This window comes from Marinobacter sp. ANT_B65 (genome assembly GCF_002407605.1).
In the GTDB taxonomy this organism is placed as follows: domain Bacteria; phylum Pseudomonadota; class Gammaproteobacteria; order Pseudomonadales; family Oleiphilaceae; genus Marinobacter.
In genome coordinates this window covers 1,630,824-1,647,336 of the sequence record NZ_NXGV01000001.1, presented here as the reverse complement: position 1 = coordinate 1,647,336, position 16,513 = coordinate 1,630,824, and the positions used below count along the sequence as shown (strand labels likewise).

General features: G+C 55.6%; 7 protein-coding genes. 1 reads left to right on the top strand and 6 read right to left on the bottom strand.

The genetic code is table 11. The features are described 5' to 3' along the window. Positions 1-4 precede the first annotated feature (4 nt). The 5 genes from CPA50_RS07690 to CPA50_RS07670 form a co-directional block, all read right to left on the bottom strand. Entirely contained in the window at positions 5-979 is a 975-nt protein-coding gene (locus tag CPA50_RS07690) for a hypothetical protein (RefSeq protein WP_096781820.1), read from the bottom strand. Further along, entirely contained in the window at positions 976-3,015 is a 2,040-nt protein-coding gene (locus CPA50_RS07685) for a hypothetical protein (protein WP_096781819.1), read from the bottom strand. The genes CPA50_RS07690 and CPA50_RS07685 overlap by 4 nt, the downstream gene beginning before the upstream one ends. Positions 3,016-3,021: 6 nt before the next feature. Then, the gene (locus tag CPA50_RS07680) at positions 3,022-12,834 is read right to left on the bottom strand and encodes a DUF6603 domain-containing protein (protein WP_096781818.1); all 9,813 of its coding nucleotides are present in this window, start codon (positions 12,832-12,834) and stop codon (positions 3,022-3,024) included. A gap of 1 nt (position 12,835) precedes the next feature. Then, positions 12,836-13,432, bottom strand: a complete 597-nt coding sequence (locus CPA50_RS07675) for a hypothetical protein (RefSeq protein ID WP_096781817.1) — start codon at positions 13,430-13,432, stop codon at positions 12,836-12,838. A gap of 208 nt (positions 13,433-13,640) precedes the next feature. Beyond that, complete coding sequence (locus tag CPA50_RS07670) at positions 13,641-14,216, bottom strand: LysE family translocator (RefSeq protein WP_227519590.1); 576 nt, start codon at positions 14,214-14,216, stop codon at positions 13,641-13,643. Positions 14,217-14,404: 188 nt separating this feature from the next. Between CPA50_RS07670 and CPA50_RS07665 the strand changes: the two genes are divergently transcribed. Then, positions 14,405-15,214: an alpha/beta fold hydrolase gene (locus CPA50_RS07665; protein WP_096781815.1), complete on the top strand. Its 810-nt coding sequence runs from the start codon at positions 14,405-14,407 to the stop codon at positions 15,212-15,214. A gap of 24 nt (positions 15,215-15,238) precedes the next feature. Here the strand turns inward: CPA50_RS07665 and CPA50_RS07660 are convergent, their stop codons facing one another. Continuing rightward, positions 15,239-16,510, bottom strand: a complete 1,272-nt coding sequence (locus CPA50_RS07660; RefSeq protein ID WP_096781814.1) for a hydroxymethylglutaryl-CoA reductase, degradative — start codon at positions 16,508-16,510, stop codon at positions 15,239-15,241. Between the last annotated feature and the right edge of the window lie 3 nt (positions 16,511-16,513).

Genomic DNA, 16,513 nt, shown 5'->3' with positions numbered 1-16,513 from the left:
GGCCTCACAGCTTGAAGGTGGAATTGACCATCGACACATACTCGATGGAGGCCCGGAACATTTCATGGATTGGCGGCACCTGAATTTCGCCAAACACCTGTCGCCACGGAAACTGAATGAGCTGTAGAGCGTATTCGGCGCTGTTCAAGCCGTCTTCGTTGGCACCTGTTTCATCATGCGCCTCAAGGGCTTCAGACAAACGGCGAATATCTACCACGCCAGACGAGCCAACCCGGAAGGGAACGTCTATATCCTTTCCACCATCTTTATCCAGGTACTCAAAGTCAGCTTTAGCGCGGGGGCGCAGCTTGGCTGAGCGTTGGTTGCCGTTGTCCTTGTGCATAAACCCGAACTGGATGCCCTGCCTCGGTTCTTCGATATGGACGACCTTGGGAATTCCATCAAATATGCAAAGCAGCACAGCCGGGGCGAGCCGTTCAAGTCGCAGCAGCCGGATTCGACGAGGGTCGTCTTCCGGGAAGCGGTCATCGTCTTTGTCTACCAGGTCCACGTTGAACGCTCGGACATGAAGGCCTGGCCACCCGGATACGGCAGAAGACCGCAACAGAAAACCGGTGATGGGGCCTGGCTGTCCGGCGAATCTGGCCATGCCTTCGACTCGTCTAACATTCCGTTCCTCAGTATCCAGCTCTGCGCGAATGGCGGCGTACTGAGCTTCGATTTGTATTCGGTCGTCGCTGTTCACTGTGCCGACGCTCAGTGCACCTTGCACGACGGCGTCCGTCCAGCGCCGATCCAGGTAAAACCAACGAATGGATTCCTGTGGAAGCAGTTCGCTGTCGGCGACCAGGTTGGCAAAAGGCACGCCTTCCAGTAATCGCAGCCGAACGAGCCAGTTTCGGAGCTCTGCCGGCATAGCGGTGTTTTCGTCGGGTTTGAATTCTGTAGCGGGAACTCGCTCTGCTTTCACAAGCTCTGCGCCCAGGTGCTCAAGAATATCGCTGCTTATATTGATCATGATTCGTCCTCATCCGTGAAGCCGTGACGCCGTGGGTCGCGCAGGATTACATCCAGGTTGTCATTCACGACGTCGACCCTGAAACGGTCTGTTACCGGAAATGCCGGGCCAGTCAGATGGTCATCCAGTAATTTGTTTGAAAGCGCACTGGAAACCAGGTCGATGCGTTGCTTGTCGAGATCGACTCCGAGGGTATCCCGAACATCGACGCGTCCGAGTTCCGATAGCATCAGGTTATCCCTCGGAATCTTGGCATCACGCAGCCCATTGAATACTTTGGTGAGGTCTCCGGTAAAAAGAGATTTTTTCAGCCCAAGCCCCCGCGCCAGAACGGCCGTTGCTTTGCCTTCGAACTCCAGCGGTCGACCGGCCGTAACCCGGGCACGGGGGTTACCAAGGAACTGTTCCGGGTTTTTAGCGATGGCGTCTGCAAACAAACGGCCTACCAGAGGGCCTATCCTGTGAGCGTCGATCTTCTCAAAACCGACACCCAGCACCTCTTCCCAAAGGCTCTGGTTAGCGGTCATTAGCGCATGCAGGCGTGCCGCATGGTAATCCGCCTGTCGCCAGCGCATCAGTGAGGCAATAATGGAGGGCTGGGAGAGCGTCAGTAGCCGTCCGATTTCGAAGGCCGTCGCCAGCGAGAGGTCCTCCCGACCATCGGGAATCACGATCCTGAGCTGATCCGAACTGTGAGCAAGTTTCAGCCTGTCAGAGCCGGAATTTTTCGTCGGGTGTGGCACCAGAGGACCGCGATACCAAGCGCGTACCCGGTCGCCTTCGCGTGTCTGGTGCCCCAGCCCGACATGTCCGCTCTCCGCCACTTCAAGGGGAAGTCTCCCGCTTGGAGGCTTTGCAGAACTGCCCTTGTCGCCCAGCAACCGGGAATCAAGGTTAGTCATAAGGGAACGGAAAGTGGTATCGCCCGTCGTGGTAAAGCTCCAGTGCAAAAGAACCGGAAAACGATATTCCGGGTCATAAGGAAGCACCTGGAATTCATCGACATTGCGAAAAGGCGCCGCCATCTGCAGGGCAACTTTCGCCGATGTGTCGTTGGCAGTTGGAGAAATCGACCATTGCCCGTTTCCTGAAAAAGGCTTTGCCCCCCCTCCCGTCGCCACACCGGACTGGTATCGGGTGGTATGAGAGCCTTTAATACCTTGTGCCAACGGAACCGGGTTGGTCAGTTCACCCAGGTCGACTGGATTAATGCCCGGGCCCCCGGGCGCAAGCGCAGTCCCCATGACGACATGATCGTTCTGTGCATAGTTCTCATGAAACGAAAGGTGCTGGGTTACGAACGTTGTTACGAAGGTGGGTGCCGGATCCGGCGAGCGGTTCAATAACACATCGTACTGGCCTTCCAGGTTGATCAGGCACGCAAGGTACTTCACCGGTGCGTCATTTCCGTTTTCATCCTTGCCCGGCAGGGGCAAGCGGTTGCTGATCACAACGGCGAGGAAACCGTCGTCATCTCCCATCATCAATTCAGTGTCCCGGATGTCCACTTCCCGGGCATGGGCCAACAGATCAATGTCGTTCTTGGTAGGGAAAACGCGGTGAATCAGTGATTGTTTGGCAACCAGGCAATTGCCTTTCGCAACTTCTTTCAGTCCCTCAAGTTCTACGCCGGCTGTTACACAGTTGTTCACATCCACTGAGGTTTCAAGTTTTGCCTCGCCCTCGGCAATCAAAACCAGAGCAAGCCAGGGAGTGTATTCCGGTGCACCATCAAGGCTACGCTCCCAAGGCAGCGTTCGGCGCTTGATAACCACCTGCGGCAAGCGGCTTCCATAGCTCCCAAACGAGTTTGCGGGTGGGTAAGTAGACAGGATCTGGTCCGGCGGCAACAGGTATCTCGGCGACCGTATACGCAAGTGGATGTTTTCCTGATTTACGCGCAGATCGTTCTCGTCCAGCGTTGCATCCCCGGACTGTGCCGTGAAATGCTGATCGGCTCTCAGCCGCCACAAACCAGCCGTCAAAGGCGCCGGCAACTTGGCATAAAGCTTGAATTTCCCTTCACCAACAGGCATGTGTTTTCACTCCTCCACCGGAATCCATTCAATGTCGCAGCTCTTGTCAGACACTGCCCGTAAGCGCGAAACAGTGACAGGCAACCCCTTTTCTGCAACAAGCTCTGCAAGAGAATCTGCGTCAGAAACCGCGGCAATCATGCCTGCGATTTCCATTACGCCACCCTGAACGGCGCGGACTGAAATGCCTGAACTTCTACCATCCGGGATGACGTCGAACAGAAGAATGGACCTGGAGCCGGCCTGAACCACGATGGGCTCCACGGGTTCTGTTCGATGAGTCGCTCCGTAAAGCTCAATCGCTACATCATTCAACGCGCTGGAGCTGGCTCCCTTCAGGACCACACCAATGCAGGTAATATGAGAGCCAAAACGGGTTGAAACGGAGGCGGCACCGCGCACTATATCCTGCGCAATGTTCCAGCCTACCCGGGTGCGGCCGCTGGTGCCGTTGAGTAGGAGCACGCAGCCTGCTCCCAGCGCAGAACGGCCGGACAAGCGGATCAGCCGTGATTGATCGTGCCAGCCTTGTACCTGCAGCCCCGTAGCACGGCCATCGCCACCACCGCTTGCCTGCACCGCAATGAGACTGGTATTTGCCGGCACTTCAATAGTCGCGTCTCGAACCGTGCCGTCGTGAAGTACGGCACCGTTACCAAGCAGCATTACGACGCGAGCGAAACCGGAAATACGCAGCTGAGGACGGGCAGAACCTGTGTCAATCGCTGCATCCGGGCAACGCAGGGTCACAAAATCACCGGGTCTAAGACTGGTTTGAGGCGCCTGTGGTGCAGGGTCGGAGACCAGACCTTTGACATAGCCGGCTCCAGCACCCGAACCTACTCGATCCCCAAGGTAAGATTGCGAAAGGCCGGCAACGCTGGTGTGTGGCAGTGAACCTCGGAGCACAACAGTCTCGTTGCTCATGCGCGAAGGAGCGTGGGTAAGGTTGAGTTTGATCGGCAAACTACGACCAAGGCGGCCACGTACAGATTCGACCGAGGGTGCAGGCCTGCGTTTGATTCGCCCATCCGAAACCGACGTCGTTGCCGCACGCAAAGCCACACCGGCGCCGCTGGTCATGACGCCGGTCACAAATGGCCTGGCGGGTTTCCGAGCTGCCACAGGTGCGCCGGCAGCCATCACGCTTACTGAAGCGTTCTCAGAGTTGACCGGCTCAAGCCCATCCATCAGGGAACCAAACATTGGCGGTGCGGTTCTTGAGTTTTCATAGATGGCCTTGGATTTTGCGCTCCGTGAGCCAACGGCAAGCAAACCTTCGGGTACTTCTCGGACACCCTCAGCAAACAGGTATTTGCGGGCCTCGTTAAACGCATCCGACACTGAGGCGACGTTGGCTGAAAGCCTCATAGCTGCGGCACGATCGATGTTGTTTTGGCGGCCATTGCCGGTAGCAGATAAAGGTAACAGTCGGCGTTCCGACTCAACACGGTAGTAATCGATTTCCGGGCCGGTCTGGGTGCTCATGTCCGCCGCTGCGACGAGCTTTAACCTGCTGCCTGCGAATATTACGTCGCCTTTCGGGAGTGCATTCGTGGATGATTCGGTATCTTCTGCAGCACCCCAAACTCCAATCGGGAAGGCTTCCATTCCATAGGTAGGGCCCTCTTTGGATTCTTTTTCGTCAACCATTCCCTTGGCCAGAAGGCGGAGTTTCGGAGTTTCATCGTCCCAACCGCTTTCGGACTTTCTTTCAAGGCTGATCTTGAGAGTGCCAGTGAGATTGGAAAGATTCATCGGGCTGAGGCCCATGATAGCTGTCGTTCCATCTGGCAGTGTGGTGTCGATGTTTTTGTTGATCGTCGGATGACCGAGATCGAATGCGGTGATGGGTGCCGACGCAACAATCGAGACCTCGAATTCAGCGAAGACTTCAAATGGCTTTTCCAGACTTCCGTCACAGGATGGTGCGGAGTTGGCGCCATTGGTCGAAGCCGGCAAGCTACCCTTGCCGGTAATCCCGGAAAGCGTCCGTGCCCTGCCCGGCCCAGCCTCTTCCAGATACTTGGGTACGAAGTCAGCCCATTCAATGAATTTCCCACGAATTTCCCGGGAGTTACCGAACCTGACTGTAAAATCACAAGGCCCGACTTCAATCGTTGCCTTGCCCCGGAAATCCGGGCCTTCCACTTCAATTTGAGCACCCAGGCTGATACTGAAACGGATGGTGCCAAACCAGGTTTTAATCTTGACGCCGGCGGATATCCGGGCATAGGCCCCTGCTTTGAAATAGAAAGGGTCAAAATAGACAATCGCGTAGGCACCAAACGCTATCCTTGCCCAGGCCCAACCAAAATCTGCACTGACTTCGACGTCAATGCCCGCCATCAGTGCTTCAGAAGTCAGCGCAAAGTACGCTTCTCCCTTGATGACAATGTCATCAGTAACTCGCCACACAAGCCCGAGCCGCGGAACCACCGGATACCCGTCGCGATGGAAGCTCGAGTGATAGCCGCCCAGAGTGAGAACAAACTGTCCGGCATTTGGCCCAAGCCACCAGGTTGCAAAGGCAAAGCCGCCGGTCAGGCGCACTTCCGGATACAGCAGCCAACTATTATCGGTAAGCTGTGCTTGAATCAGGAAAAGCCCTTCTGACGACGAGAAGCGAGCCAACAAGCCCAGTTCAATCGACACCAAAGCAGCTTGAGGTCTGGGGAGCGCCAGTCTTGCCAGGCCAAACAGGTTCAGCTCCAACCCGTTTCCAATGGAAACCGAAAGAACCGCAATGCCGTCGACCAATGAAAAACTGGTAAAGCTGATGCCTGCTGCAAACCAGAAGTTTCCAGGTTCCGGCGGGAAATACGCCGCCAATTGCCTCAGTTCTTCGAGCGGATCGCTTGAGGAACTGGCAGAGGGGTCCAGCGCTTTAATGAACGGGTACTCACCAAACTTTGAAAGGTCGTCGGGCACACGCAGGCCCCGTTTGATCCCTAGCCCCCCGCCGATCCCCGTCAGGAAAAATGCCGGTGGCCCGCCAATTGGCCCCTGAATGGCGCCAAATACAAAGAAAGACGGCAGTCCGTTGTCTTCGTTGTAGCCGCCAAACAATGAAAGCCCGTATACACCAAACCGGCCTGACAGCATGCCGAGGTAACCGGTTTTTCCATCGAGCTCGGTTTTCAGCAGCCCGCCTGAGATCGACAAGCCAGAGAAGTCGCCTGCCACGCCCAAGCCTTGAAGGTCGACAGCCCAGTTATTCAGTTCAAATACGTCCCCGCCCAACCAATGCAGCCCGAGTTCTTCAACGGATGCTGTCAGGCCAAACAGCGAGATGCGTGCATCAAAAAGCAGTGAAATGCCGGTAACAGTGCCATTCGCTTCGGCTACGTCAAACCCGAATTGCTCAAGGTACAAAGGCCCAAGCTGTCGTTGGATGGTTAACCACCATGGCCCGGGCTGATCTCCAGCGCTAAGGGAAATACCAAGATCCTGCCCTGGTGGTTTTTGAATCGCCAAAGACGGGCTGAATGCCGGGCGAGCGGCAGGAGAAGCATCATTACCCGCATCGCTCATAATGGTGTTTGCAACGGCGTTATCGCCACCAGCTGCCGAAGGTACAATGGACAGGCCGTCCAGTTGAACCTGTACGCCACCACCCGGCCCGGCTGAGGCAGCTTCGCCATATATATGAACCCCTATGGCATCAATGCTCATGATTCCAAGGTTCAGAAGCGGGCCTGAATTTTTGCCGACTCGGACCCCAAGTCCGGCGAGTGAAAAGCCCGCATTGAGTTCCAGGCGTCCGTCGACTTTTTCCAACAGAAAAATGGATAGTCCCGGTGCAATACCTGGCGAGTTAATCCAACTTGCAACGACTTCAAGATCCACCGTTGGATCACTGCTGTTCAGCGCTATTCGCTCACCTTCAGGCAAGGAAAGGAACACCCCTGCCTGGTCGCCATTGCGGGTGAATCCGATGTCAATTTTGCTGTCGATCGTGATTTTCAGGTTATGCTCCGCCAGGTTGAAGCCTAGCTGAAACAACCGCTGCAGCATCCTGTCCGCATTTGCAAAGTCGTCAAACAGGGTTGGATCAAGGGTGGCGGAGTCGCCAGTGAAGAGAACGTTCTGCAGTGCATCAACGGTGTCGCCGCCCAGAGCGCCTATCGCGTCAAGCGTAACTCCGGCCGCCATGGAGATAGCCTGGGAAAGTAGCGCCAGGGCAACTGAAGCAGGATCTGTGTCCTCGGTTTCACCGGTAGCGCTTTTTGCGACCAGGGCCATTCTTGGTGGCGTCTGGTTAAGTGCCCATCGGAATTGTACGGACTGGTCGCCAACACCATCGGTCGCCAGGCCAATGGCGGCCATCCTCTGAAAACCGGAACCGGATATGCCCGCATCAACATGGGCAACAGGTCGCAGTATCAGTCCGTTGCCTACATCAAAGCCGGATGCTTTATAAGAAACAGACACCTGAACGCCGGATTCGCTTAATCTGACACGATCAAATCCGATGGTTCCGACATCGGTAATTGAAAGGAATGCTGAGACTTCGATCGCAGGCCCGGAGCTGCTGGCATCCAGCGTGATTTCGACCGGATCGGCGCTGCCAAGGGTCAAGCGGCAGATGCCCGGCCCCACTGGTGCGGCGCTGACAACTGTGCCGCTTGCATCAAGGGCATTCGCCAACTGACTAATGCCAGACACCACAAGATTCGGTAACCGGGCGAGTAGAGCATTGGCAGGGTTGCCGGCGAACGCCTGTATTTTAGCGTCGGCGAATTGATCTGAATCGAGCAGGTCCAGCGCGCTGCCCAGCTCATAAATCGCGGTGGCAACATCCTTTGTTAATGACGGTGATGGATCACTTCGCTCTGTGATCAGAGCGTTCAATACCACAGGAATGGCCATGCCTGCGCCAGTGGAAAGCAGAGCACCAATTCCCGGCCCAGACGGATAAATTGGCATTGGTGCCGCTGGCGCCGCGCGAATCAGATCAATTCGGACGTCTGGAGAAACGGCAAGTGACACCCCCTTGCCATCAAATGTAGCGGTCGTTGCCAGCATTGGCGTAACTGAGCCGGCTGCCGTAATCGATAATCCACCCGTAACAGCGATGTTGACCGGAGTCGGCCCCATTGCATGGCTGGTCTCAATGTTGACTCCCACTTCAAGCCGGCCATCGTTGACGCCGTAGCCGACAGCGACTTCATTACTGAAGTTGAACTCACTTCCCGCAAAACCGGGAATCAGCAGTTGCCCCAATGCATTGAGTGTCTGGACGGACTGCCCTAAGGGGTCGAGTGCCCATTGACGGGTTCCGTATTTCAGCCAGCCTGCGGGGTCAAGGAACAGCGCCCACGGCAACAGGATTCTCTGGGTTGCGAGTTCCGATGCCGGTGCCAGCAAACTCAAGCTGTTCATCAAGCTTTCAATTGCTTGCCGAGCCTCCTCAGACGCGTTATCGCGAAGATGGTCAGCGAACCCGGCAATCAGTGTTGCCGGTATCAGGGAGGCGCCAAGCCTTGCGAGGTCGTCAAGCTGGGTAGGGGCGAGCAAGTTAATGTTTTTGGTCGCAGGCGCACCCGGTAGACGCCAATCCAACCCGAGGCTTGCGGCTGCTGAACCAGTTTGCGCGCCTCCGGTTAACCGAAGCCCCCCTGCACCTTCCTGTATTTGACCCAAACTGGCTGATACGGATGCCGATGCAGAAGACACGCCTACGGACATTGAAAAATCTGAAAGATCTTCAGCGGTGTGTTCGACACCCACCTGGATAGCTCGATTTTCAAGATTGACGGTAATGCTTGCGGCATCAACGGCCCAAGAAATTTCCGAGCCAATACCTGAGAACCCCGCAAGTGCACGGATTACACCGGCGATTGAGCTGGCAGAGCTGTCCAGCGCCGATGACACCGCAGTGCCCGCGTCTACAATAAGCTCATCCAGTCCTTCAGGGTTATACCCTCCTGACTGAATCAAGCCGAGATCTGCCAGCAATTGCGTCATTGGGGGTGATGCAGACGACAGACGCGAGACTACTTCGGCCATGATCAGGTGAATATCAGGCGTTGGCAGGATGGACTCCGCAAACTCTGCTCCGTTTTGAATCACCCACCGCTCTTTGCGTATACCGAAGCAGTTGGCCTCATGAAGCGTTATCCGTGCGCCTGAAACGCGTGTATTTCCTTGCAGAGGCAAATACAGTCGGGTGGAAATCCAGCGTACTTCAATATCCGTCTGTGCTGCGCCCGGGCCACCAATCAACCAACCGTCGTGAACGCCAAAGTGCAGATCAACGATCAGTTGGCGCTCAGTCTGCACAGCAAATCCGTTGCCGCTCTCCCCTCTGTCACAGGTGGCAAGTTCCAGAATTGCACCAGCGCCAACGAGCACGCCGCCAAGGTCTGCATCAAAAACCGGAAGATCGACACCGAGGTGAAGCTTTCGAGGTGGAGTTTCGGGTGCTTCAAACTGCTCGTACTGGTAATCGATAGCGCCGGAAACCAGAGCCGCCATTCCCGCTTCGAGCGTATCCGCATCCAGTAAGCCAAATACCGCGTGTACGGGCATTCCCGGACGATGGGTTTGCATGTCCGCCCGCGGCAGTTCACCCAACTGTGTTGTTGTAAAGCCTGAGGCCGCAACGGCACGGTCAACCACATACCCGAATTGCAGCATTGGCCCGGATTCGCCTGCAATTTCTTCCTCTGGCAGGGTCTCGTTGTTAGGGCGACGAATCAGCTCGAGCAATCTGAGGGCATCGCCACTCAGCCCCGAAGTGAGCCCATTCAAAGAAACCTGGCCCCAGGGTGTGCCAACGGTAATTACATGCTCGATGTTGGCTGCGGTGCTGGCCGCCCTGATTGCGGCGGCGCCAGCAGCATCGTATGCAACAACGGTAACAGGTGCGACGCGGCCTGCCAGAACAGCAATTAACCGGTGCGCCTGTTCCTCGACAGCGCCACGGTCGGGGCGCGCTGAAGCGGCGGCTTCGGGGCCAGGAAGACAAACCGACCAACGACCCTGAGCTGAAGCTGGAATTGTCTGGCTCACACTGGCTGTGCGGATATCGAAACTGTCTGATCCAAAACAATTCGCCCAGATATCTTCGCAGCCGACGTAGAGCACCGAATCCGGAGCAATGCCGGCTGCCTCCTGTGGCAAGAGGTTCAGAACCCCATAAGCCATGAGCTCGCGGTAGCTGAGCCCGCCTATATCGACACCGATGACGCCATCCGGCAGTGATACTGGCCTGCCAAGCAAACCATCTGTGCCTGTCAGGCGATCCAACAACATTTGGAACGCATCACCCAGGCTGCCCCTACCCGTCATCAGATCATCAAGGGCGGGTAACACGGCTCCCGCGGACTTGAGGGCAGCCGCGAGTGTAGTTGGCTCTGGAGGCTCACTGAGATCAAAGTGACCTGCCTCTGGCTCATAGCGCCCACGAGGGATAGCACAACCGGGATCAAGCCATACGGCAAGCCCCGGTGCCTGTGCCTCTGCGGCTATTGCTGCGCGGAAAGGCGTGCGCTCATTGCCTGTGCCCAACGGGGTCCTTTGCCTGAAACCACTAAGGAGGTAAGCCAAGGGGCCCATGGCTTCACGGACATGGTCACAATTGAGGACAAGATCCCCCATCCATGACTCCAAAGCGGATCTGGGGTCCGAGAGCAATGCGGAAAGAGAGAGGCGCGCACCCGTACCCGACCAGCCCGTCAGTTCAAGACCCGCATCGATTACCGGAGACTCAATGCGCTGGAGCAGCGCCGCAATGGCCTGTTCGATGGCTGCCCAGTCGGGCGCAAAGGTAACGCTGCCGTCGTTATGGAATTCCGGTAGCGGAAGCGGTATTGCAATCGTTGAACTGCTGGAATCCTGAGCTACTTCCAGCTCAACGTGGAGTTCCGGAGCTTCCAATATGGCACTGAGCCCCGAAGAGGCACTCCAGCCAACCGCCACGCCAACCGAACTGGCGATGATGTCGATGGGCCCAAGGTCCAGCCTCAAACTGCCCTCGCCCGATTCCCGTAGCTTTGTGCCTGCTTTGATTTGACTGAAAAACTCAACCGACGGGTGTGTGAAATTTATTTTGAGCAGGCGTGCTTCAACAAACACATCTGCTGTTTTTCCATTGAACACGCCCTGCTCTACAGCCGCCTGGAGGTCGAAATAGATCCACTCCCCCTCGAGAGAGACAAGAATGTTGACCGGATCAAGATTGATTTTCCATGGGTTTCCCGATGTACCGCTACCTGACACAGTGGATGCAGAACCGGTTATAAGCTCCTGTATTGCTGACAAAACGAGCCTCATCGATGCTGAAGAGCCCCTCAGTTCATTCCAGTAAGCAGACACCTGGCCAATTGGGTCGGTGAGCAAATCAATAGCCGATGGCCCGTTGATGCCAGCAGGCGGATCGAGCCCCAAAACCAGAGCAGAAATTTCACCGGGCCGACCCAAACTGTTCAATGCGGAAACAAGGGCTCCGTCAACCACGCCCTCGGCTGCGTCCATTGCCGCCTCAGGACTGGAGAGATCGAGCACATTGTGATGCACGCCGTTCAGCGTCACATCATGCGCCGTCAGCGCAAATGCCGGTCTGCCATCGGTGAGAACCAGCCCTACCCGGACAGTCCCCAGCGCAGGATCACCGTTGAGAAGTCCGGATACCAGTCCCGCCTCCTGCCCGAAGATTGCTGAGAGGGACAGTTTGGGCAAAACCGTGACGGATGAAGTCAGCGTTTCCAGGGTCAGCAGATCAACGTTAGCTCTGACCTCTGCACCAGACTGAGGGCGCAATGCACCTTCCAGCCAAGGTGTGATAATCAACCCGCCTCCAGAGGAAGTCTCGGTTCGCAGGCCTACAGATCCGGTTAACAGGCCATCGCTGAACGCAATTGCGCTGCGAGCTGAATTGATTGTTCCTCCGAGCAACGCAGCCCATTGCCCGAGCCAGGCATTCCTGGAATCGGTATTTGCCAGAATGGATTCAAACCAACGTGTTACCGCCGGGATTCCCGTGGAGATAAGTTGCTCCAGAGGAAATGCAGGAATCTGGTCTACGGCCCTGAGCCCTGCCAAAGCGGTCAGCGCAGCAAACGGAGCTGTAGCCGGGTTAGCTGTATCCAGCGCTTCAGCCTGCGCCTGAATAAGACCAGTCATGAATTCGAGAAATTCGCCGCCCAGCTCGTCGATAGAATCAACGGTCAGGTCAAAGTCTTTTGCTGTGCTGCTGCCAGGCAACTGGAGGCGCCGCATACCAACGCTGAAAGTCAGGTCGTCGGAAGTATCCGTTGGAAGATGAAGCGCCAGATACACCCCACCGATAAACAGCTCTCCCAGTGTTGGTGCCTCATTGGAGATGCCGATTTCAAGGGATACATCGATGTATGCGTCCGCCCGCCCAAGCACCAGCCAGTCAGGCTCGGAGCCGGTGGTATCGAGTGCGTGGCTTGCATGTTGACGCTCAAACTGGAACACAGGAACGTGAGCGCGGACAGCAACCGACGGTGTTTCGCTGCCGCTCTCGTATTCAATTCCGAAACCCACCCGTACGCCATCACTGGCCTGTTCGACGACAGCAAAAATAGTGGCACCGGAATCACTGAAGAGTGGAACCCAGATTGCCTCTCCTACAGAGTCACGCTCAGCCGCGCCCAGCACACCGTCAACAAAGTCGATCAGCGCCTCTCGCTGACCGTCGAGATACATCATGGAACTCAGGCCACGCTTGGTTCCGTCAGGACGCCCCAGCGGGTCTTGAAACCACTGTCCTTGAAGTTCGCCATTGAGTGTTAATCCAACGGCTTCAGCCAGGGTCGCAAAAACATCGAGATTCTGTTGGGCACCCATGTCAGACCTCCGGCATCAATGAGAAGCGGGAAACCGGTTGCAACAGTAATCGGTTAGAAGAGGCTCCAATCGACCCCGGAACCAATGGCAGCCCGCGTTTATCCTTGCCTACCTCTCCACAGATTACGCGCGCAATTTCCAGCAACGCTTCCCACGCAAATGCAATGATCGCATCACTCCAAGCCTCAACCAGCTCAGCTGGGCCCTCCAGATCCTCGAAGGTTGCCATTACCAGGCCAATAGGTGACTGATTGGTGCCTACGCCTATAGGTACCGGGATGACCAGTTTGCCGTGTTCCTCGCACTCGACAGTGATACTGAGTGTTACCACGCCACTGGACAGACTGATGCGGGTTTTGTCGCTGTGAACCAGAAGCTCACTGTCGCCTTTGGTCCAGACCACAAATGGCGTTGAATTCCGGGGAAGGTCCAATACCAACCGGACAGTTTCACTGAGGACCTGTTGGGCATCCTTGGCTGGAATGGAGAGCAGATCGGGAGATTGGGCGCCAACCTCAAGTAGCAGGCCGGCCTCGATGCGTTTCAACCAGACGAAACGGTCGAAATCAATCGATGGAAACAGAGCGGGGGTTGCCATAGCTTTCCTTTGCGACAATTTTGCTCAGGATAATTGACCGGCGAGGAGAACTTCCCTTCCCCTCTGCCCGGACTGCACAATCAAAACCCTGTTGCGTGGATTCGGACCAACGGCCCATGAACAGCAAACAGCGTCATGACATCTTGCTATGACAAATCTGAGTATAGGTGCAGACGGCAAGTCTGCAAAAAATTAGCGGATTTTTTAACTAACCGAGCGCAAGCCACACACCCACCAGAATCATCAGGCTGCCGGAAATCCGGTTAGCCAGGCGGACACTGCCACTTTTTTTCAGCGCACGGCGAAGTGTCCGGCCACCATGGGCATATAGCTGCAGGCAGATAAACTCCAGAGTCAGGATGATGATTACCAGGGCTGCCAGTTGCGGCGCCATAGGTAAGCTACTGTCGATAAATGGTGGTAGTAAGGCGACAAAAAAAGCCCAGCCTTTGGGGTTTGCTATGGCTGTGACAAAGCCCTGAGTTGCCAGCTGCCAGCGTGATGCGGTATTTGGTTCGGCATTGTCTTCCGGCATAGCCATCTTGCCCCGGGACATCCATAACTGGATTCCAAGCCAGATCAGGTAGGCGCCGCCTGCATATTTGAACAACTCAAAGGCTGTAGGGTAACGCAGCATGAAGGTAGCAACACCCACAGCAGAAGTAGAGGCAACAATCGCTACGCCCACCAACTCCCCTGCCATCATCCACATTGCGCGCTGCACACCGATAGTAATACCGAGAGATAAGGCAAGGGTCATGCACATACCGGGTGTGATCGACACCAGGAAAAAGGTCGGGATAAAAGCAGTCAGCAAAGAAAGGTTCAAAAACGACACGTCAGTGTACTCACATGAAAATCAGGGCGGGTTCAGCGAAATCCATGGTAGTTTATCTGTCCCTTCCATCCTAGTCTCCCATAGACTATCTTGCTTTCTGATCTGTTTACGCCCTGACAGGATTTAAAATACCAATGCGCTCAATATCCGCACACGACCGCTATGTGTCTACTTCTGCCGGTAACCTGTATGTGAAGGTCTGGACACCTGCCACAGAGGGCATTTCCCGGACCAAAGCACCAGTTGTACTCTTTCATGATTCGCTTGGCAGCGTTGAACTCTGGCGAGACTTCCCTGAACAGTTAGCACTTTCCCTCGGCCGACAGGTTATCGCCTATGACCGGCCCGGATTCGGGCGTTCATATGCCCGCACGGATGTCATGAAAACGGACTTCATTATGGAGGAAGCAACTGGCCCCTTCACAACACTGCGCAGGGAGCTTGGTATTGGAAACTTCGTCGCTTTTGGCCACAGCGTGGGTGGTGCCATGGCTGCAGTATGTGCCGCGACTTTCCCGGATCATTGTATTGCTCTGATAACAGAAGCGGCTCAGGCTTTTGTTGAAGATCGTACAATAGACGGTATTCGTGATGCCGAGACTCTTTTTGCCCAGGATGGCCAGATAGAACGGCTAAAAAAATATCATGGCGAGAAGGCCGAGTGGGTTTTACGGGCCTGGGTTGATACCTGGCTTTCCGAAACATTCAGACACTGGACTCTCACTGAAACCTTGTCACGCGTGCGTTGTCCTGTGCTTGCGATTCATGGTGAGGATGATGAATATGGCTCGGCCAGGCACCCGGAACAATATACTTCCCTTCCGGCGGGCCTTTGTGTGATGGAAATGCTGAAAGAATGCGGGCACGTTCCACACAGGGAAAAGCAGAACCAGGTGGTGCAGCTGGTCAGTGACTTTATGGAAGAACATCTCGCCCCCCATTGATCAGGGGCGGGATGCTCCGGCTATTCAGCCGCGAAGTTTTTCGAGCAGCTCTTCTGCAATATCTACCCTGACTTTCCCCAGCCTGACGAGATCTTTTGCCACTGCGTCGATTTCCGCGCCTAAAGCCCCGGCCATGACTGCGATGTTCTTGGCATGCAGAGCCATGTGACCCTTCTGAATGCCTGTCGTTGCCAGAGCCTTCAATGCAGAAAAATTCTGAGCAAGACCAACAGCAGCAATGGTGCGCGCTAACTGGTCCGCACTTTTCACCGCCATGATATCCAGGGCAACTCGAGCGGTAGGATGGGATTTTGTGGCGCCCCCTATCAACCCCACGGGCATGGGCATTTCGATCATGCCCGTCAGGTTGCCATCGCTGTCGGTTTCCCAATGGGTTAACGAACGATAGCGCCCGGTGTGCGCAGCATAGGCATGGGCCCCTGCTTCAACAGCGCGGGTGTCATTACCTGTTGCCAGTACTACGGCGCTTACACCGTTCATTACCCCTTTGTTATGGGTGGCTGCGCGATAAGGATCGATATCTGCAAACTCAAATGCGGCAAGAATTCCGTCACGTACAGATTCGCCGCCAATGGCCTCAAGGGTCCAGGTTGCCCGGGCTCTTGCGAGACGGCGGTCCGCAAGATTAGACAGGATCCGCAGGTAGGTGCGGCCACTGGTCCATTTGGCAATGAGCGGCGCTACGGCTTCTGCCATTGAGTTAACTGCATTAGCGCCCATGGCATCCCGGGTGTCTACAATAAGGTGCGTGATCACCATGGCGCCCGTTTTTCTGCCCTCAAGGACACGAACTTCAACATCACGAAACCCACCCCCATGTTTGAGCAATACAGGGTCAGTCTCATCACAGATTTTCCGGATTTCTTCTTTGTGCTCAAGAATCTGTAAACGGGCAAATTCCGGGTTGGGCACATCAACCAACTGAATCTGGGCAATCATCAACGAGCCCGACATGGAGGTAATAAACCCTCCTGAATCCCGGCATTGGCGCGCAGCGTTACATACAGCTGCCACTACAGAGGATTCCTCCGTGGCCATGGGTATCAGCGTATCCTGCTGATCCACAATCATATTGGTGGCCACGCCAACAGGGATGTTCATGGTGCCTATGGCATTCTCAATCATCGAGTCTGCGATTTCGGCTGTGAGGTTTCCGGTGTTGCCCATGTGATCGGCAACATCTGTGCTCAGACCGGCGACTTCGATAACTTTCCCCAGGCGTTCGGCCATGGAGAGGTTGTGAAAGCCGGAAATACGGGAATTTTGGGTAGACATAAC